The sequence below is a fragment of the Streptomyces ipomoeae 91-03 genome (assembly GCF_000317595.1).
Classification (GTDB): domain Bacteria; phylum Actinomycetota; class Actinomycetes; order Streptomycetales; family Streptomycetaceae; genus Streptomyces; species Streptomyces ipomoeae.
Map to the genome: position 1 here is coordinate 1 of NZ_AEJC01000490.1, position 20,092 is coordinate 20,092.

The 20,092-nt window shown below is 70.8% G+C and carries 13 protein-coding genes; 3 read left to right on the plus strand and 10 right to left on the minus strand.

Annotation, left to right across the window (positions count from 1 at the left end; genetic code table 11):
* Positions 1-27 precede the first annotated feature (27 nt).
* From gap to STRIP9103_RS31920, 10 genes are all read right to left on the minus strand, one after another.
* The gene (gap, locus tag STRIP9103_RS31875; RefSeq protein ID WP_009327363.1) at positions 28-1,032 is read right to left on the minus strand and encodes a type I glyceraldehyde-3-phosphate dehydrogenase; all 1,005 of its coding nucleotides are present in this window, start codon (positions 1,030-1,032) and stop codon (positions 28-30) included.
* Positions 1,033-1,290: 258 nt separating this feature from the next.
* Positions 1,291-4,245 carry a M14 family metallopeptidase gene (locus STRIP9103_RS31880; RefSeq protein ID WP_009327404.1) on the minus strand — a complete coding sequence of 985 codons (2,955 nt, stop codon included), beginning with the start codon at positions 4,243-4,245 and terminating at the stop codon, positions 1,291-1,293.
* 190 nt (positions 4,246-4,435) lie between these two features.
* Entirely contained in the window at positions 4,436-5,425 is a 990-nt protein-coding gene (whiA, locus tag STRIP9103_RS31885) for a DNA-binding protein WhiA (RefSeq protein WP_009327362.1), read from the minus strand.
* Positions 5,416-6,486, minus strand: a complete 1,071-nt coding sequence (locus STRIP9103_RS31890; RefSeq protein ID WP_009327399.1) for a gluconeogenesis factor YvcK family protein — start codon at positions 6,484-6,486, stop codon at positions 5,416-5,418. The genes whiA and STRIP9103_RS31890 overlap by 10 nt, the downstream gene beginning before the upstream one ends.
* On the minus strand, positions 6,483-7,535 hold the full coding sequence (gene rapZ / locus STRIP9103_RS31895; RefSeq protein WP_009327366.1) for an RNase adapter RapZ: 1,053 nt from the start codon (positions 7,533-7,535) through the stop codon (positions 6,483-6,485). The genes STRIP9103_RS31890 and rapZ overlap by 4 nt, the downstream gene beginning before the upstream one ends.
* Positions 7,532-9,730: an excinuclease ABC subunit UvrC gene (gene uvrC, locus STRIP9103_RS31900; protein ID WP_063747340.1), complete on the minus strand. Its 2,199-nt coding sequence runs from the start codon at positions 9,728-9,730 to the stop codon at positions 7,532-7,534. Before uvrC ends, rapZ begins: the two co-directional genes overlap by 4 nt.
* A 146-nt stretch (positions 9,731-9,876) precedes the next feature.
* A complete protein-coding gene (locus STRIP9103_RS31905; RefSeq protein ID WP_009327423.1) occupies positions 9,877-10,548 on the minus strand; it encodes a response regulator transcription factor in 672 nt (223 codons plus the stop codon).
* 361 nt (positions 10,549-10,909) lie between these two features.
* Positions 10,910-13,570, minus strand: coding sequence for a PAS domain S-box protein (locus STRIP9103_RS31910; protein ID WP_086019340.1), 2,661 nt, complete (start codon positions 13,568-13,570; stop codon positions 10,910-10,912).
* A 532-nt stretch (positions 13,571-14,102) separates the two neighbouring features.
* Positions 14,103-15,491 (minus strand): ABC transporter substrate-binding protein, encoded by a 1,389-nt coding sequence (locus STRIP9103_RS31915; RefSeq protein ID WP_078614121.1) that lies wholly within the window; start codon positions 15,489-15,491, stop codon positions 14,103-14,105.
* Positions 15,488-16,816, minus strand: a complete 1,329-nt coding sequence (locus STRIP9103_RS31920; protein ID WP_234022355.1) for an ABC transporter substrate-binding protein — start codon at positions 16,814-16,816, stop codon at positions 15,488-15,490. The genes STRIP9103_RS31915 and STRIP9103_RS31920 overlap by 4 nt, the downstream gene beginning before the upstream one ends.
* A gap of 264 nt (positions 16,817-17,080) precedes the next feature.
* Between STRIP9103_RS31920 and STRIP9103_RS31925 the strand changes: the two genes are divergently transcribed.
* The 3 genes from STRIP9103_RS31925 (at position 17,081) to STRIP9103_RS31935 (ending at position 19,931) form a co-directional block, all read left to right on the plus strand.
* The gene (locus STRIP9103_RS31925) at positions 17,081-17,467 is read left to right on the plus strand and encodes a response regulator (RefSeq protein ID WP_009327414.1); all 387 of its coding nucleotides are present in this window, start codon (positions 17,081-17,083) and stop codon (positions 17,465-17,467) included.
* Positions 17,468-17,673: 206 nt separating this feature from the next.
* A complete protein-coding gene (locus STRIP9103_RS31930) occupies positions 17,674-18,690 on the plus strand; it encodes a hypothetical protein (RefSeq protein WP_009327377.1) in 1,017 nt (338 codons plus the stop codon).
* A gap of 329 nt (positions 18,691-19,019) precedes the next feature.
* Positions 19,020-19,931: a carbohydrate kinase family protein gene (locus tag STRIP9103_RS31935; RefSeq protein ID WP_009327370.1), complete on the plus strand. Its 912-nt coding sequence runs from the start codon at positions 19,020-19,022 to the stop codon at positions 19,929-19,931.
* Positions 19,932-20,092 lie beyond the last annotated feature (161 nt).

Consider the following 20,092-nt stretch of genomic DNA (forward strand, 5'->3'; position numbering starts at 1 on the left):
CTTCACATCAAGTGCCTGCTCTGTCGATCAGAGCTGGTTGCCGACGAAGACCGTGAGGTCGACGAGGCGGTTGGAGTAGCCCCACTCGTTGTCGTACCAGCCGACGACCTTGACCTGCTTGCCCTGGGCCATGGTCAGGGAGGAGTCGAAGGTGCAGGAGGCCGGCCAGTTGACGATGTCCGAGGACACGATCGGGTCGGCGGTGTACTCCAGGATGCCCTTCAGCTGACCCTCGGCGGCCTTCTGGAAGGCGTTGTTGATCTCGTCCTTGGTGACCTCGCGGTCCAGCTCCAGGACCAGGTCGGTGACCGAGCCGGTGGGGACCGGGACGCGCATGGCGATGCCGTCCAGCTTGCCCTTGAGCTGCGGCAGGACGAGGGCGGTGGCCTTCGCGGCACCCGTGGACGTCGGGATGATGTTCTCCGCGGCGGCGCGGGCGCGGCGCAGGTCCTTGTGCGGGAAGTCCAGGATGCGCTGGTCGTTGGTGTACGCGTGGACGGTCGTCATCAGACCCTTGACGATGCCGAACTCCTCGTCGAGGACCTTGGCCATCGGCGCCACACAGTTGGTGGTGCAGGAGGCGTTGGAGATGACGTGGTGGTTGGCCGGATCGTACTTGTCCTGGTTGACGCCCATCACGATGGTGATGTCCTCGTCGGAGGCCGGAGCCGAGATGAGGACCTTCTTGGCGCCGCCGGCGATGTGCTTCTCGGCGTCGGCCTTCTTCGTGAAGATGCCGGTGGACTCGATGACGATGTCGACGCCCAGCTCGCCCCACGGGATGTCGGCGGGGTTGCGCTCGGACAGGACCTTGATGGTGTGGCCGTCGACGGTGATCGTGTCGGCGGTGTGCGACACCTCGGCCTTGAGGCGACCCAGGATGGTGTCGTACTTCAGCAGGTGAGCGGTGGTCGCGGTGTCACCCAGGTCGTTGACAGCCACGATCTCGATGTCTGCACCCTGCTCCAGCAGCGCGCGGAAGTAGTTACGACCGATGCGGCCAAAGCCGTTGATGCCTACGCGGATCGTCACGAACCGATCTCCTCGTTGGTACGCCGGCTCAGTGCCGGCGAGCTGTATGGGATGTCCCCGACCGCCTACGACCCTACCTCCCCGGGGCCCGTCCAGTGACATCGAGATGCCCTATACATGCCGGTGTTGTCCGTACCCGCCGGTAGGGGTACGGACCGCCCTGGTTTTGCAAGGTGATTACCTTTTGAGCGGCCGTCCGATCATCTGATTCCAGACGTTCGGGGAGGCCTCTTGTCAGCTGATCGGAGCAGCCGGCGCTCAGTTCTTCAGGGCCGCCAGCGCCTTGCCGATCAGTGCCGTTCGGTCGGCCGCCAGGGTCACCTGCTCCAGGCCGAAGCCCAGCAGCACGGTGTCCTTCGTGGTGACCGCTCCGTACGTCTTGAACAGCTCACCGGACAGACCCCACTCGTTGACGACCGCCGGGCTGCCCGCGGGCGGGCCCGGGGTACTCCAGGCGCCGAGGGAGGTCTCGAAGCCCTCGACGGCACCGGCCGTGCCGCCGATGACGACCGTGGCGTTGTCGGCGAGGAGGCCGCGACCGCCGCTACCGGGGTCGGTGATGTAGCTGAGCGACACCTCGACCGTCTTGCCGGCGTAGGCGGACAGGTCGAACTCGACCTGCTGCCAGCCGTCGGAGGCCCCGGTGAAGCTGTTCCAGGAGCCGCTGGTACCGGTGGGCGTGCACCCGCCGGAGCCCAGGGTCAGATACCGCTTCAGGGCCGGGTGGGCCTTGATGAAGTACCCGGCCTCGCACTCGACGGGCACGGCGGTGGAGGTGGCGCCGCCGGCCTCCGGCAGCGTCGTCCAGTCGTCCGCCCCGGCCGTGTGCGCCTCCAGGACCGCGTGGTCGTAGCCCTCCTCGGTGCTCCACAGGAGCTGGGTGCGCAGGGTGGGCTTGTCGGCGGCGCTCACCGAGGTGAGGTCGATGGTGCGGGTGAGACGGTTCCAGGCGTAGTCGGAGTGCGTGACGGCCGCCATGGACGCGCCCGCGTACGGGCCGTACGGGTTGGTGGTCCCCGGGTACTGGCCCGCCCCGGCGCTCGCGAACTGCGGGAACGTCTCCGTGGGCAGGGCGTCCGAGGTGAGGCCGAAGGATCCGGCGGTGTCCAGCGGGTTGCCCGGCGCGGCACCGAGGGCACCGGTGACGCCCGCCAGCTTGCCGCTGCCCGCGAAGGCGGTGACGTTCGGCAGGGACGTACGGCTGTAGGCGCCCAGGTAGTACTGACTGAAGTCGTTCGACAGGGTGCCGCCGCCGAGGTCGACGGAGCCGCCGGCGCTCTCGCCCGCCTCGATCAGCTTGCCGCCCTCGTTGAGGTAGGCGCGCAGTTCCACCTGGGTGGCCACGCCCGGGCGCACGGCGCCCGTGTAGTGAACGACCTGCTTGAAGTGCTTCAGTACGCCGAGCGCGTCGGGTGCGCCCTGGGTCGCGACGTCCCAGACGAGCGCCTTCTTGCCGTTGGCCTTCAGCGCGTTCACATACGCCTGGGCCTGGGTCTGGGCCGCGCCCTCCTCGGCGACGACGAGCGTGTCGGCCTTGGGGCGTTCGGCGATGGTGTACGTGAAGCGCTCGCTGCGAGTGGGCTTGCCGCCCTTCGTCCTGCCGGTGAACCAGACCTCGACCTTGTCGCCGGGCTCGCCGCCTCGCACCTTGGCCCGGTACTCGTCGAAGTAGAGGTTGTCCTCACCGCCGAACGTCTCACCGCCCTTCCAGGCCTTGAGCGTCCGGTCGTGGGTACGGCCGCCGTTGACGCGGTACTTCATCTCCTTGTCGCGCACGGACTTGCGTACGACGACGGAGATCTCCTGGTCGGCGCCGCGCGAGTACGACGTGGTGAAGCCGGCCGGGGTGAAGTCGGGGGCGTCGAGGCCGACCGAGGACTTGGGCTGGTCGGGCCTGGCCGCGGTCTCGGCGACGGAGAGCGCGAACGGGATGTTCTTCTGGAACTCCTGCTGGATCAGCTTCTCGTCGTCCGGGAACGTGAAGACGGAGGCGCAGTCCTCGGGCTTCCAGGCGTCGTCCGGGTCGATGTTCGACGCCGTCTGGCAGGTCGACATCTCCGGGGTGAACATCGCCGTGCCGTTGACGTTGGCCGCGTGGCCGTCCGCCTCACCGTTGGTGGTGTACAGCTCGGAGGAGAGCTGGGGGTGGTAGCCGGGGATCGCGGGGTTCTCCGGTGTTCCGGCCAGCGCCTTGTAGAGCACGTCGTCCGGGGTGGGCGTGGCCACCTGCCAGCCGACTCCGTAGAGGATCAGTTCGGCGGCGGAGTGGTAGTTGATGCCGTACTCGAAGCCGATGCGCCGCTCGAAGGCGTCCAGGGCCTTTGTCTCGGGCTCCGAGTCGGGGCCGGCGCCGCGATAGGTCTCGCTGGTGGGGTAGGGGGACGAACCCTCGTTGTCGTAGCCCCACTTGTAGGCGAAGTTGCGGTTGAGGTCGACGCCGTCGCCGACGGTGATGGCGCCGTCGCCGTTGACGTCCCGCAGGTTCTTGCGCCACTGGCGGTTGGCGTCCGCCTGGTGCGTGAAGTCGTAGCCGTCCGGGTTGGCGGTGATCACGAACCACAGCTCGGTGGTGTCGACGATCTTCTTGATCCGCTTGTCCGTCTTGTAGTTGTCCAGGTAGTAGTGCATCAGGCGCCGGGTCATCTCCGGCGTGATCCACTCGCGCGCGTGCTGGTTGGACAGGTACAGGACGGAGGGCTTGACGCCGTCCTTGGTCTTCTTCGCGTTCTTGGTCAGTTTGAGCGCGAGGATGTCCTGCCCCTGGAGGGTCTTGCCGATGGAGACCACCTTGGTCAGGGACGGGTTCTCCTGGCCCGTCCGGATGATCTCCTCCTTGATGTTGCCGGCGCCGCTGTACGGGCGGTAGACGCCGTCGCCGGCGGCGGCCACCCGGGCCTCGGCCTTGCGGGTGAGCTTGTGCTCCTTGAGCTCGACGCCCTTGTCCTCCAGGGCCGCCGCCTGCTTGTCGGTGAGGTAGACCTCGACCGAGGCGGTGCCCTTCTTCGGCGCCTGCTCGCTGAGTTCATGGCCGTCCTGGCCGGCCGCGAGCAGCAGCGGAACCTGCTGCTTCGTCACCTCGGCGCGGAAGACCTTGACTTCTTCCGTCTCCGTGGAACCGTCGTTCTCGGCCGCCTGGGCGAGTGGCGCGAAGCCCGCACCGCCGCCCAGCAGAAGCGCGCCCGCGGCGAGGATCGATCTGGCTCTTCGTCTCATGAACCCCCCTTGGCGTGGTCCGCCACAGTGGCGAACCCACGCCAGGCTCATGTCAGTTCTGAGTCAAGTCAAGGGGGTCACACAGGCCACACAAGGATTTCACGCCGCAAGCGGAACGCCGGTGCCGATCACTACAACTAAGCGTCGGCACCGGCGAGTTGGTCCGTCCGGGGTGGAGGATGACAGGGCGTCACCCGGCGAGGTTATCGGCCATCTCCTCGGTGAGGCTGGCCTCGGTCCCCGGGATGCCGAGGTCCTGCGCGCGCTTGTCCGCCATGGCCAGCAGTCGGCGGATACGGCCCGCGACGGCGTCCTTGGTGAGCGGCGGGTCGGCGAGCGCGCCCAGCTCCTCCAGGGAGGCCTGCTTGTGCTCCATGCGCAGCCGGCCGGCGGCGGCGAGGTGCTCGGGGACGTCGTCGCCGAGGATCTCCAGGGCGCGGCCCACGCGGGCACCGGCGGCGACGGCGGCGCGGGCCGAGCGGCGCAGGTTGGCGTCGTCGAAGTTGGCGAGCCGGTTCGCGGTGGCGCGGACCTCGCGGCGCATCCGCCGCTCCTCCCAGGCCAGCACGGACTCATGGGCGCCGAGCCGGGTCAGCAGCGCGCCGATCGCGTCGCCGTCGCGGACGACCACCCGGTCCACGCCCCGTACCTCGCGGGCCTTCGCGGCGATCGACAGCCGGCGGGCCGCGCCGACCAGCGCGAGCGCGGCCTCCGGGCCCGGGCAGGTCACCTCCAGGGAGGACGAGCGGCCGGGCTCGGTGAGGGAGCCGTGTGCCAGGAAGGCGCCGCGCCAGGCGGCCTCGGCGTCACAGGTGGCCCCGGAGACGACCTGCGGGGGCAGGCCCCGGATGGGGCGGCCCCGGCCGTCCACCAGACCGGTCTGGCGGGCCAGCTGGTCGCCGCCCGCGACCACGCGCACGACATAGCGCGAGCCGCGGCGCAGTCCGCCGGGTGCCATCACGATCAGTTCGGAGCTATGACCGAAGATCTCCAGGATGTCCCGCTTGAGCCGACGCGCCGCCATCGCCGTGTCCAGCTCCGCCTCGATCACGATGCGACCGCTCACCAGGTGCAGCCCGCCCGCGAACCGCAGGATCGCCGAGACCTCCGCCTTTCTGCAGCAGGTCCGGGTGACGGGTAGCCGGGAGATCTCGTCCTTCACCGCTGCCGTCATCGCCATGGGCCGATCCTTCCATGCATCCGAAAAATACGGTCGTACGCGGCGGCCAACAGCTCCGGATCGTGCCGCGGAGATCCATCGGTCCGGGCCACCGGCGCCAGCTCGACCGCGGCGCCGAACCGTTCGGCGGCGTCGGTCAGGGATTCGCGGTCGGGCACGGCGGCCTTGTCGGCCAGCACCACGTCCAGGGCGAGTTTAGGGGCGTGTCGTGCCAAAACCTCCAAATGACGCTGCGGGGAGAAGCCATCGGTTTCTCCCGGCTGCGGGGCGAGGTTCAGGGACAGCACGAGTCTGGCCTTGGTCTCGGTGAGGGCGTCCAGCAGCTCGGGCACGAGCAGGTGCGGGATCACCGACGAGAACCAGGAGCCGGGACCGAGGACCACCCAGTCCGCGTCCAGGACCGCCTCGACGGCCTCGGGCACGGCGGGCGGATCATGCGGTACGAGATGCACGGACTGCACCTCGCCGGGGGTGAGCGCGACGGTCGCCTGTCCCCGTACGGTCTCGATCTCGTCCGGACGCTCCGGGTCGTGGCCCTTGACCAGGGCCTGCAGCTCCAGGGGTACGGCGGACATGGGCAGGACGCGGCCCTGGGCGCCCAGGAGCCTGCCGACCAGGTCGAGGGCCTGGACGTGGTCGCCGAGCTGCTCCCAGAGGGCGACGATCAGCAGGTTCCCGACCGCGTGCTCGTGCAGGTCGCCCTTGGACTGGAAGCGGTGCTGGATGACACGGGCCCAGGTCTGACCCCAGTCGTCGTCGCCGCACAGCGCGGCCAGCGCCTTGCGCAGATCACCGGGCGGCAGGACACCCAGCTCGTCCCTCAGGCGTCCGCTGGAGCCGCCGTCGTCGGCCACGGTGACGACGGCGGTGAGGTCGCCGGTGATCCGGCGCAGGGCGGCGAGCGAGGCGGACAGGCCCATGCCGCCGCCGAGCGCGACGACCTTGGGCTGGGCGCCCCGGCGGCGGGGCCTCGCCCCCCGCGCCTCGGCGGGCCTGCCCGCGCGGGCCTCGGGGGTGACCCGGCGCAGCCTGCTCAGCCGCAGGGCAGCACGTCCGGTCACTCGCGCCCCATGTCCCGGTGCACGACCACGGTCTCGACGCCCTGGGAGGACAGACGGGCGGCCAGCTTCTCGGCGGTGGCGACCGAGCGGTGCTTGCCGCCGGTGCAGCCGACCGCGATGGTCACATACCGCTTGCCCTCGCGGCGGTACCCGGCGGCGATCATCTGGAGCAGCTCGGAGTAGCGGTCGAGGAACTCCTTGGCGCCGGGCTGGTTGAAGACGTACGCGGAGACCTCCTCGTTGAGGCCGGTGTACGGGCGCAGCTCCGGGACCCAGTGCGGGTTGGGCAGGAAGCGCATGTCCACGACCAGGTCGGCGTCGACCGGGAGGCCGTACTTGAAGCCGAAGGACATGACGGTGGCCCGCAGCTCGGGCTCCTCCTCGCCGGCGAACTGGGCGTCCATCTTGGCGCGCAGCTCGTGCACGTTCAGGCTGGAGGTGTCGATCACCAGGTCGGCGTCGCCGCGCAGCTCGCGCAGCAGCTCCCGCTCGGCGGCGATGCCGTCGACGATGCGGCCGTCGCCCTGGAGGGGGTGCGGGCGGCGCACCGACTCGAAGCGGCGCACCAGGGCGTCGTCGGAGGACTCCAGGAAGACGATCCGCCGGGTGACGTTCTTCGTCTCCAGGTCGGCGAGGGAGTCGCGCAGGTTGTCGAAGAAGCGCCGGCCGCGGACGTCGACGACGACCGCGATCCGCGCCACGTTGCCCTGGGAGCGGGCGCCCAGCTCCACCATGGTGGGGATCAGCGCGGGTGGCAGGTTGTCGACGACGAACCAGCCGAGGTCCTCCAGACACTTGGCGGCCGTGGACCGTCCGGCGCCGGACATGCCGGAGATGATGACCAGCTCGGGGATGGCCGTCTCGGGGACCCCGGCTGTTTCGATGCCCGTACTCACGTGTGCTCCGTCTTCCTGTGGCGCTGGGTGCTGCGAGGCATGGTCGCCCGCGGCGCTGTGCGCTTCCCCGCGCTGTGCTGTGTGCTCGTCGTGCTCTTCTTCCGGACGCTCGAAGCGCTCCGGAGGTTCTGGGCGCTCGTCGTGCTCGGTCATGTCTCCTGTCCCGATCGCCGGTCCGGGGCGCCCGCGGCCACGGGCTCCCCAGAGGGGTCCGCCGTCGTTCCGGGTTCCTCCTCCTCCATGATCTCCCCAGTGGCCGTGTTCACGGCGGGTGCGGCCGAGGCCGCCTGGGCGAGGGCCGCGGCGATCGTCTCGGCCGTCTTGCGGCCTATGCCGGGGACCTCGCAGATCTGGTCGAGGGTCGCGGAACGCAGCTTCTTCAGCGAACCGAAGTGCTTGAGCAGCGCCTGCTTACGGGTGTCGCCGAGCCCCGGTACGTCGTCCAGGGGGCTCGACCGGAAGCGCTTGGCCCGTTTGGTGCGCTGGTAGGTGATGGCGAAGCGGTGCGCCTCGTCGCGGACCCGCTGGAGCAGATACAGGCCCTCGCTGGTGCGGGGCAGCACCACCGGGTCGTCCTCGCCGGGCACCCAGACCTCCTCCAGCCGCTTGGCGAGCCCGCACACCGCGATGTCGTCGATGCCCAGCTCGTCGAGCGCCCGCTGGGCGGCGGCGACCTGCGGCTGACCGCCGTCGACCACGACCAGCTGGGGCGGGTAGGCGAAGCGCTTGGGGCGGCCGTCGTCGTCCTTGAGGGCGTTGGCCGAACCGGCGAGACCGCTGGTGGGGCCGCCGAGACCGTTCATGGGGCCGCCGAGACCGTCCCCGGAGTCGCCGGACCCGCTCGCGGTGAGGTCGGAGCCGCTGCCGGAGGCATCGGAGCCGTTCCTCGTGGTGTCGGTGCCGTTCCCCGCGGTGTCGGTGCCGTCGTCCATCCACTCGCCGGTCTTCTCCTTCTCGGCGAGGTAGCGCCTGAAGCGGCGGGTGATGACCTCGTGCATCGAGCGGACGTCGTCCTGCCCCTCGAAGCCCTTGATCTGGAAGCGGCGGTACTCGCTCTTGCGGGCCAGCCCGTCCTCGAACACGACCATGGAGGCCACCACGTCGTCGCCCTGGAGGTGGGAGATGTCGTAGCACTCGATCCTGAGCGGGGCGCTGTCCAGGGCGAGGGCGTCGGCGATCTCCTCCAGGGCCCGGGAGCGGGTGGTGAGGTCGGAGGCGCGCTTGGTCTTGTGCAGGGCGAGCGACTGCTGGGCGTTGCGCTGCACGGTCTCCATGAGGGCCTTCTTGTCGCCCCGCTGCGGAACGCGCAGGGAGACATTGGAGCCGCGGCGCCCGGTGAGCCACTCCTGGACGGGCTCGACGGGGTCGGGCAGCGCCGGGACCAGGACCTCCTTGGGCACCGAGTCGCCGGTCTCCTCGCCGTAGAGCTGCTGGAGCGCGTGTTCGACGAGATCACCGGTGGTGACGGCCTCGACCTTGTCGGTGACCCAGCCGCGCTGGCCGCGCACCCGCCCGCCGCGTACGTGGAAGATCTGGACGGCCGCCTCCAGCTCGTCCTCGGCGACGGCGATCAGGTCGGCGTCGGTCGCGTCGGCGAGCACGACCGCGTTCTTCTCCATGGCCTTCTTCAGGGCCTCGATGTCGTCGCGCAGCCGGGCGGCCCGCTCGTACTCCATCTCCTCGGCCGCGTCCATCATCTGCTTCTCCAGACGACGGATGTATGTGCCGGTGCGGCCGGCCATGAAGTCGCTGAACTCCTCGGCCAGCTCGCGGTGCTCCTCGGCGGAGATCCGCTCGACGCAGGGGGCCGAGCACTTGCCGATGTAGCCGAGCAGACAGGGCCGTCCGGTGCGGGTCGCGTTCTTGAAGACGCCGGCCGAGCAGGTGCGGACGGGGAAGACGCGCAGCAGCAGGTCCACGGTGTCGCGGATCGCCCACGCGTGCGCGTACGGGCCGAAGTACCTGACGCCCTTCTTCTTGTGACCGCGCATCACCTGCACGCGCGGGTACTGCTCGTTCAGGGTGACGGCGAGGTACGGGTAGCTCTTGTCGTCGCGGTACTTGACGTTGAACCGGGGGTCGAACTCCTTGATCCAGGAGTACTCCAGCTGCAGCGCCTCGACCTCCGTGGACACCACGGTCCACTCCACGGAGACGGCCGTGGTGACCATCGTGCGGGTGCGCGGGTGGAGGCCCGCCAGGTCCTGGAAGTAGTTCGCCAGGCGCTGGCGCAGGCTCTTCGCCTTCCCGACGTAGATCACCCGACGGTGCTCGTCGCGGAACTTGTACACCCCGGGAGAGTCCGGGATCTGCCCCGGACTGGGGCGATAGCTGGAGGGGTCGGCCATGCAACACACCCTACTGGCGGCCACTGACACAGCGAGGGCCCGCGCCCGGAAGGGGCGCGGGGCCGTATGCCGCGTGGGCGCGACCAGCCACACAGAGCCCGCGGTCGCCGGACGGCAGCCACGACCGGGCTCTCAGGTGCCCGAACTCAGCGCGTCTCCAAAAACGTCAGCACGGCAAGCACCCGCCGATGATCGTCCGGCTCCTCCGGCAACCGCAGCTTCCCCAGAATGCTGCGCACATGCTTCTCCACGGTCCCTTCGGTGACCCACAGCCGCTTCCCGATCCCGGCGTTGGAGCGACCCTCGGCCATGAGGCCGAGGACTTCCCGCTCGCGGTTGCTCAGCATCGCCAGCGGATCGTCCCGGCGCTGCGCGGCGACCAGCTCCTGCACCAGCGACGGATCGACCACGGACCCGCCCCGGCGGATCCGGTCGAGGGTCTCCAGGAACTCGTCCACGACGGTGATCCGGCTCTTGAGCAGATAGCCGATGCTGCGGCCACCGGCCAGCAGCTCCAGCGCGTCCTCGACCTCGACGAACGCCGACAGGACCAGGATCCCCACGGCCGGATGGCGCTCCCGGATCTCACGGGCCGCCTTCAGCCCCTCCGTGGACTGGGTCGGCGGCATGCGGATGTCGATGATCGCGATGTCCGGGTGTTTCGCCTCGACGAGGTCCATGAGCCCGTCGGCGTCCCCGGCCTGGCCCACCACCTCGTAGCCGACGCGCTCGCAGAGGCTTGCCAGCCCCTCCCGCAGGAGCACGTCGTCGTCCGCGAGAACCACTCGTCCGAGCTCTGGATGCTGATCGGCGTCCATGGTCTCGGCCTTCCCCCTTGCCCGACCTGTTCGGTTCTTCCCAGCAGCCTGCCCGAACTGGGGACTTACGGCTAGCCGGAAGCCTAGTTGGGGGAGGGCCGGGAGGACACCGGAACGTTTGAGCGTCATGCTCGAATCCGTGCAGTCGCAGATGGATCCGCCGTCTCTGGCGAGGGGTGGCAGGTCATCGGCCGCAAGGCTGTCGGCCGAGCATCCGCGACTGGCCCGGCACGGCGGAACTCCCGCCACCGGGCCGGACGGCCGTCTCCGCTGTCCGACCTGACCGCCCGGGACGTACGCTCGCCACCGAGTCCAAGAACTCCCCCCTTGCTTGGGCCGCCAACGCGTACGCTTCGGGCGGTCATCCATGTCCGAGGACGTCGACCTGCCCCGGAGGCGGTGTCACGGGCAGTCGCACGGTGATCGTCGTACCGCTGCCGGGTGGGCTGACGACGGTCAGCCGGCCGCCGCTGGCCTCCACGCGGTCGATGAGCCCGATCAGCCCCGAGCCCTTGTCCGGCTCCGCTCCCCCGTCCCCGTCGTCGCGGACGACGAGCTCCAGCACGCCCTCGTGGTCCCGGCCCTCGACGGTCACCACGCTCGCGCGCGCGTGCTTGACGGCGTTGGTGAGGCACTCGGAGGTGACGTAGTACGCCGCCACCTCGACCTGTTCCGGGAAGCGGGCCGTGGAGAGCTTCAAGTCGAGTTCCACGGGTACGGCGCAGCGGCGCGCGAGGGAGCGCAGGGCGGGGCCCAGGCCGCCCTTGGAGAGGATGGCGGGGTGGATGCCACGGGCCACCTGGAGGAGGTCCTGGAAGGTGTCGTCGAGGCCCTTGCCGAGGTGGGCCAGCTGCTGAGCGAGGGCGGATGAGCGGTCCTCGACCAGGGACTCCGTCATCCGCAGCTCCAGTTGGAGCGAGACCAGGCGCTGCTGGACGCCGTCGTGCAGGTCGCGTTCGATACGGCGCCGGGAGGCGTCCCCGGCGGCGACGACACGCGCGCGTGAGGCTCTCAGTTGGTCGCGGCTGTCGGCGTTGGCGATGGCGGTGGCGATCAGTTCGGTGAAGTCGGCGAGCCGGGACTCGGTGCCCTCGGGGAGCGGGTCGAGCGGCGAGGCGGCGACGACGACGCCCCACAGCCGGCCCTCGACGACGATCGGCGCGCCCACGGCGCTGCCGGCCCGGGCCGCGGACCGGGTGCGAGCCACCCCGTGGATCACCTGCCGCGCCGCCTCGCGTCGCACCAGTCGCGCGTCCTCGGCGCGCGCGATGCCCAGGACCGTGTTGGCGCCGTCGGGCTCGTAGCGCAGTACGGCCGCGGCCGTGCTCAGCAGGGCCCCCACCTCCTCGGCCACCTTGGCGAACACCTCGGACGGCGGCACCCCGCGCGCGACGGCGGTGGCGACCCTGCGCAGCGCGGCCTGTTCGAGGGCGGCCAGGCGGCTCTCGGTGACGTCGCGGGCGGCGGCGTAGATGAGCCCTTCCTCGCGGACGGCCCGGGCGCTCCACTGCAGCCAGCACTCGGTGCCGTCCGCGCGGACGTACCGGTTCTCGAACTCGGCGATCTCGTCGCCGCCCGCGAGCCGCGCAAGGGCCTCCTCGGTGCTGTCCCGGTCCTCCTCGCGGACGAAGTCCATGAGCGGTCTGGAGGTCAGCGTCTCGCTCGAATATCCGAGAGTGCGTTCGAAGGCGGGGTTGACGCGCTTGAAGTGGCCGTCGAGTCCGCTGATGCACAGCAGGTCGAGGGAGAGGTTGAAGATGCCCTCCAGTTCCTGTTCGGCCCGCCTGCGCCGGCCGTGGGCGGCGGCGAACGACGCCATGGTGCCGTTCATGCCGCCCAGCAGCTGGGCCCAGGTGCCGTGGAAGGCGTCGACCTCGGCCCGGTGTTCGAGCCGGCCCGCGTCGATCGCCGTGTTCATGGCCCGGATCTGCTCGGCCAGCCGTTCGGTGGTCACCCGCAGCTCGCGGAAGGTGTCGGCGACGTCCCCGAGCTCGTCACGCCCGGCGTAGCGGATGTCGTACGAGAGGTCGCCGTCGGACAGGGCCCGGGCGCCCTCGGCGACCTGGCCGAGGGGCTGGGTGATCGAGCGGCGCAGGGCCAGCGCCAGGACGGTGACCAGGCACAGGACGGTCAGCGAGACGCCCAGGTCGGTGAACGCCTGCCGCCGTGTGGTGCGCAGGTCGCGGTCGGCGGTGACGGCGAGTTCGCGCGCCGCCCGGTGCTGGATGGCGTGCAGATCCTCGACATAGGCCCCGGACTGAGCGAGCCAGCGGTCGTACGAGGGCCAGTCGGCGGGCCGGGTGGCGGAGTCGGCGAGCATGTCGCGGACCTTGCGGACGGCGCGGCCGGGAGCCTGGAAAGCGGCGCTGTCCAGCTCGGTCTCCAGCTCGTCGGAGGCATTCAGGCGGAATGCCCTCAGCTCGGCCTCCTCCAGTTCGGTCCAGCGGCCGGCGGCGGTGGGGCGTTCACCGGCGGGGGCATCGAACAGGATGGCGAGCTCGGCCCGCTCCCGTTCAGTGGCCGCGATGGCCCTCAGCAGCACGATGTGGGCGTCGGCCGCCCGGCCCGCGGCCCTGGTCGGCCGCCCGGACTCCAGGCCGGCGATGGTGTCGAGGAGAACGTTCTCGATGGCCTCGTACCGTCTGGCCACGGTCGGCGCGTCCAGCGAGGCGGTGCCCGTCTCGACGCGCAGCGCGTGCAGTTGCCGGCGTACGGAGTCGAGGACACCGGCGATGTCGGCCCCCGGCCGGTCGAGGGCCCGTTCGGTGGCCCGCCGCAGTGCGCCGTCTGTGGCCCGCTGGGCCGCGGCACGCTCGCGCGCGGTGTCTGTCGCGGGGCGCAACCTGTGCTGCACCGCGGCGATCCGCTCCCGGGCGACCGCTTCGGAGACCTCACTCGTCGCGAACGACACCCGGATCGCGGTGTCGAAGTCCCCCAGCCTGCGCGCCTCCTCCCACCGGGTCACGGCGGCGAGGGCCGTGAAGGCCAGCAGAACGGTCACCGGCAGCAGCACGAGCAGCATCAGCTTGGGACCGACCCGCAGCCGGGACAGGAACGGCACCGCACCTCCGGCGGCGGCCCGCCGCCGGAGGTGCGCGAGGGCGGGCCGGAGGGCCGGGGGTCGGCTTTGCGAAGGTAAGGCGTGCGGGGCCGGGACACGACCCAGTGCGCGTGAGCGGCGAAGGGCAGGGGTGCGTCTCTCCGAGGGCGAGTCGCGGGGGTCTGCGGCACGGCTTTCGGAAGCTGATCGGCCTGGGTCGGTGGCGCGGTATTCAGAAGGCAATCGGCCCGACTCGGTGGCACGACTCTCCGAAAGGGACCGGCTCCCGTCGGTGGCACGGCCACCCGAAAGCGACCGACCCGACTCGGCAGCCGAGCCGTCCGAGAGCGACCGACCCCCGTCGACAGCCGGGCCATCCGAAAGCAACCGACCCCCATCAACAGCCCCACCCTCCGGAAGCAACCAACCCCCGTTGACGGGCACGGCCGCTCGAAGGGGACCGGCCCGGGTCGTCCGGTCGGTTTCGTGAAGGTGATCGGCGCATCGCCGGGCCTCACGAACCGGTGGGCGGGTAGTAGCGGTGGTCGGCCAGGTCCTTGTCGACGGCGCGCACGGCCTCGTCCAGGGCGGGTTTCACGGGGGCTCCGCGCATGATCTCGGTGAACGCGTGGGCGAAGGCCTTGCTGATCGCCGGGTAGGCGGGGGTCTGCGGCCGGGGCCGGGCGACTCCGCTGCGCAACTGTTCGATGTAGAGCCGGGCGGGGCCGTCCTCCGCGAACATACCGGTGCGTTCGACGGCGGTTCCGGTGGCGGGTATCGCGCCGTTGGCCTCCGTCATGCGCAGGATCTCGTCGCACCGCAGCAGGAAGGCCAGGAACCGCCACACCGCGTCGCCGTCGGCGCCGCCCGCCGGGACGCCCCACTGCCAGGAGCCCATGCCCGTGGCGGTGCCCGTGCCGAAGTCGGGCAGCGGCACGATCGCCACGTCGCCGGGGAACGCCTCGGAGTAGCGCCGGTACCACCAGTGGCCGGTCCAGGACACGGGGCTCCTGCCTTTCTGAAAGGCCTCGGCGTCCTTGTCCGCGTCCACGTATCCCGCCTTCGCCCAGCCCTGCAGCGTCGTCAGCGCCTCGACCGTCCGCGGCCCGTTGAGCACGCCGTCGGCCGTTCGATAGGTGGAACGTTCGACCAGATCACCGCCCGCCGACCACACCGCCGGGGCGAATCCGTACGTTCCCCACTCGGTGTCGGCCCACGCCAGCTGGAGGTCCAGCGGCCTCTCGTAGCCCAATGAGCGCAGTTTCTTCAGAATGCCGGTGAACTCGTCGGCGGTCCAGGCGTCGCCGATGCCCTTCGGGACGCGGACACCGGCCTTCTTGAGCACCGAGGGCCGTATGTAGAGGCCGAGTCCGGAGTCAAAGGTTCCGAGACCCCACAACCTGCCCCGGTAGGTGCCCTGTTCGAGGATCGAGGGGAGCAGATCCGCGCGCAGGGCCTCCGGGACGCAGGAGTCGATCGGTCTGAGGTCGCCCGCCCAGGCGTGGCTGAACAGGTTCGTGGCGTCGAAGTCGAGCAGGTCGGGCAGTTCGCCGTCGGCCGCCGCCTCGCGGACCAGGTCGTCGTAGTCGCCCTTGGGCAGACTGACGAGCCGGACCTTCACCTCGTCCTGGGCGGCGTTGAAGGCCCGTACCTGTGCCCGCACGGCATCCAGTTCACCCCGCGCGGCCGGTGCGTGGAACCACATGGTGATCTGCGTGGAGCCACCGTCGATCCGCCCGTCGCAGGTCGCGTCGGCCCGCCGCCGGGCGCCGTCGTGACCGTCCGAGTCCGTGTCGCACCCGGCGAGGAGCAGCGCCGTGCAGAGCACTACGGCGAGAAGGGGGCGGCCGGGTGCCTTCGGTCTCGCGGCAGCGCGCCCCCGCGTCCCGACGCCGAATCTCATGGCTTGCTCTGTGGGTAACCGTCGTGGGCGGCCAGATCCTTGTCGATGTCCTCGACGGCCCGGTCCAGCGTCTTGCGCGCGGGGGCGCCGGCGAAGACGATCTCGGCGACCGCGCGGGCGAAGGCCTGGGTGACCGCAGGGTAGGCGGGGGTCTGCGGCCGGGGCCGGGCGACGCCGCTGCGCAACTGCTCGATGAACAAACGTTCGTGACCGTTCTCGTCGTACTGCTTCGACAGCTTCACCGCTCTCTCGGTCGCCGGAATGGCGCCGTTGGCCTCGCTCATCCTGAGCACCTGCTCCGGCTGCAACAGGTACTCCAGGAAGCGCCACACCGCGTCGCCGTCGGCGCCGCCCGAGGGGATGCCCCACTGCCAGGACCCCATCCCGGTGACGGTGCCGGTGCCGAAGTCGGGCAGCGGCACGATCGCCACGTCGTCCGGGTGCGCGGCACTGAACTCGCCGTACTTCCAGTGCCCCATCCAGGAGATGGGGCTGCGGCCCTTCACGAACGCGCTCTTGTCCTCGCCCCGGTCGACGTACCCCTCCTCCACCCAGCCCCGCAGGGTGGTGAGCGCGTCGACGGACTGCGGGCTGTTGAGGAACCCGTCGGCGGTACTGAACTTCTCGGGGTCGATGAGGTCGCCGCCCGCGGACCAGACCGCCGGGGCGAAGGCGTAGGTGTTCCACTCGTCGGGGCGCGCGGAGTCGACGAAGTTGAGGTCCAGCGGCGCCTCGTAGCCCTCCGCGCGCAGCGTGCGCAGGATCCCCGTCAGCTCGTCGGCGGTCCAGGCGTCCTCGATGCCCTTCGGGACGCGGACGCCCGCCGCCTTGAGCACCGAGGGCCGTACGTACAGGCCGAGCCCGGAGTCGAAGGTGCCGACGCCCCACAGCCGTCCGTCGTACGTGCCCTGCCGGCGGATCGAGGGGAGCAGATCGTCGCGGACCGTCTCGGGCACGCAGGAGTCGATCGGCTTGAGCTTGCCGGACCAGGCGTAGCTGTAGAGGTTCGGGCCGTCGAAGTCGAGCAGGTCCGGCAGGTCGCCGCTGGCCGCCGCGGACAGGACGAGTTCGGTGTACGGACGCTGTTCGGGCAGGGTGACCAGTTCGACCCGCACCTGCCGCTGGGCCTTGTTGAACTCCTTGACCTGGCTGCGCAGGGTGCTCAACTCGCCGCTCTGTCCGGCATGGAACCACAGCGTGATGTGAGCGGTGCCGTCGATCCGGCCGTCGCAGGTGGTGTCGCCCGCCGCCTTGTCGCCCTCGCCCCGCCGGTCCTCCCCGTCGCCGCCGCTGCATCCCGCCAGCAGTAAGACGGCAGTCGACATTCCGGACAGCAGGGCGCGACGGATCCGACGCGCGCCGACGTCTCTGTGCGGCGCCCTCATCACGCACCCCCACTCGAACGAACGCCCTGGGCCCCAGGGCAGCGACATGCTACTCCTCGTGGCGCGTTCGATTCCCTGCGTGAGTGCGAACGGATCGATCCGGTAAAGGACTTCAGCACATTCCGGCTAACGGGAATCCGGCCGGGACGACACTTTCCGGCTAGCCGGGATGTGCGTCCCCGAGCACGTTGGGAGGCTGACGGCATGTCCATGCGCTGTCTGATCGTCGATGACAGTGCCCGTTTCCTGGAGGCCGCCCGCACGCTTCTGGAGCGCGACGGGATCCGTGTCGTCGGTGTGGCCTCCACTGGTGCGGAGGCGCTCGCGCGAGCCGTGGAACTGGCCCCGGACGTCGTCCTGTTGGACATCGATCTCAACGGCGAGAGCGGGCTGGAACTCGCGCCACGACTCGCACGCACCGCTTCCTCCATCATCATCATCCTCACGTCGACGCACTCGTTGGACGACATCCAGGAACTCGTCGCGGCCAGTCCTGCCAGGGGTTTTCTCCACAAATCGAAGCTCTCCGGACAGGCTCTGCGAGACCTGCTGGGGCCCGATCCCCGGCCCCCGGCGCATCGAGGGTTCTGACGGTGATGACCGGCCATGTCGCACATCAGGTGTTGTCGGGATCTGGTCAACACGCTTCAATGCGGGGGAACTCGGGGACCGGAACGCTGTCGTACGGATGTAAAGACATGTGGTCGCCAGAACACCGCGCGTCCACCGGGTGCTCCCCGATCGGCCCTCCGCGCGGTCCGACCAGCCCTCGCGCCTCCTCACAGAAAGGCCCCTGCATGCGGCACGCCCCAGCCCCAGAGCACGCGGACGGCGCGGCGGTCACCGACGTCCCGGACGTCCCTGACGCCTTGGACATCCCGGATGCCGCGGACGGCGCCATGGCGGAGTTGGAGTCGGTCCTGAAAGGCGGCCCCTTCCACGTCGCGCTGCGCGCCGCGATCGCCGCGCGCGGACTGCCGCTGCAGCGTGTGCAGCACCATCTGTCGCGCCATGGGGTCAAGGTCGGTGTCACCAGCCTCAGTTACTGGCAGCAGGGCGCCAGGCGCCCCCAGCGCCCCGAGTCGCTGCGCGCGGTACGTGCCCTGGAGGAGATCCTCCAACTCCCGGACGAGTCGCTGATCCGTCTGCTCGTCCAGGCCGACGGACTCTCCGGCCCGGAGCGCCCCGTCGGCCGCTCCTACCGCGCGGTCGTGGAGGCCTCCGGCGTCCTGGAACGGCTCCTCGACGAACTGGAGGTGTCGCCGGACGGGGGCGTGCACACGGTCGGCCATCACGAGCGGGTCCGGGTCGGCGCCTGCCGGGAACTGCTCGGCCGCGAGTCCCAGCACATCGTCCGCGCCCACAAGGACGGCGTGGACCGCTATGTCGCCGTCCACCACGGCGACCCCGGCTGCACACCCGAGCGCATGGCCGTCCGCGCCCTGGAGAACTGCCGCCGCGGGCGGGTGCGCTGGGACCACGACACCGGGGTCCTCGTCGCCGAGCTCCTCTTCGACACCCGGCTGCGCAGCGGTGATACGTTCCTCTTCCGCTATGGGTTCGACGACGGTACGGCCGGGGTCTGCACCGAGTACGTCCGCGGCTTCCGCTCCGCCGGCGGACAGTACGCCCTCCAGATCCGCTTCGACGAGCGCGCCCTGCCGGTGCGCTGCCACCGCTTCAGCCAGCACTCGCCGGCGGCCCCTCGCAGCGGCCGCCAATCCCTCGCCCTGAGCACCCAGCACCGCTCGGTCCACTTCGTCGAGCCCCGGGTACGGACGGGGATCGTGGGGATCGGGTGGGACTGGGAGTGAGCGGGCGGGGGCGCGGCGACGGGCGATGAGCGGCAGCGGCCGGGAGTGAGGAGACCCGGGCGGGAGTGAGGGGACGCGGGCGCGGCGACGGACGGCGCATGTCCGGGAACCAGGCGGTGGGCCGGCGGGAACTGAGCGCTGTGTGGGCGGACTCGGCGATGACGGGGGCCGGGTCGGCGCGCAGCGCGCAGCACACGGCACACGGCGCACGGCGTTGATGGGCCGGTCGTGAGGGCCCGCCCGGCAGAGACCGGCGATCGCGCTGCGCAAACGTTTGCGGTACCTTCCGGCCCAGAGTCTGCCGAGTGCCCCGAGAAAGGATCCGTGGCGTGATCGTCGTCGCCGGTGAAGCCCTGATCGATCTGGTCCCCCAGGGTGCGGGCGCGCTCGTGGATCTGCGGCCGGCCCGTGGTGGCGGCCCCTACAACACCGCGGTCGCCCTCGGCCGCCTCGGTTCCCCCACCGCCTTCTGCTCCCGGGTGTCGTACGACGTCTACGGCGAGGCCCTCCTGGACGGGCTGCGCGAGGCGGGCGTCGACGTGACCTCCGTGCAGCGCGGCCCCGAGCCGACGACTCTCGCCGTGGCCTCGATCGGCGAGGGCGGTTCGGCCCGGTACTCCTTCTACGTCGAGGGCAGCGCCGACCGCCTGTTCGAGGCCCCCGACCGCCTCCCCGACGGCACCCGGGCGGTGTCCTTCGGCACCTGCTCGCTCGTGCTGGAGCCGGGGGCGAGCGCGTACGAGAAGCTGATGCACAGCGCCGCCGCACAGGGCGTGTTCACCGCCCTCGACCCGAACATCCGGCCGGGGCTGATCCCCGACGCGGACGCCTACCGGGCCCGCTTCAAGAGCTGGCTGCCCTCGGTGTCCCTGCTCAAGCTCTCCGAGGAGGACGCGGACTGGCTCGGCGGCACCCCGGACCAGTGGCTGGCCTCCGGCCCTTCGGCCGTGGTGATCACCCATGGCGGCGACGGCCTGACCGCCCACACCCGCGACGGCGCCGAGTACTCGGTACCGGGCGAGAGGATCGACGTCGTCGACACCATCGGCGCCGGCGACACCGTCAACGCGGCCCTCCTCCACGGTCTCGCCACCCGCAACGCCCTCTCCCCCACCACGCTCGCCGCCCTGACCTCCGACGACTGGACCCGCCTACTCCGCTTCGCCGCCCGCGCCGCCGCCATCACCTGCTCCCGCGCGGGCGCGGAGCCGCCGTACGCGGCGGAGGTGGGTGAGCTCTAGGCCGTCGGCCGTCCCCGCTGCGCGGCGCGCGCCGGCGCCGGAACGCCTCGCGACTGAGCCGGAACCCCAGGGCCAGGGAGCCTGATCACTCGGGCCTCTACGACTGCGGCTGCTGCAGGGCCAGGGCGGCTGATGGTGGAACGAGCGGCGCCCCGCGGGGA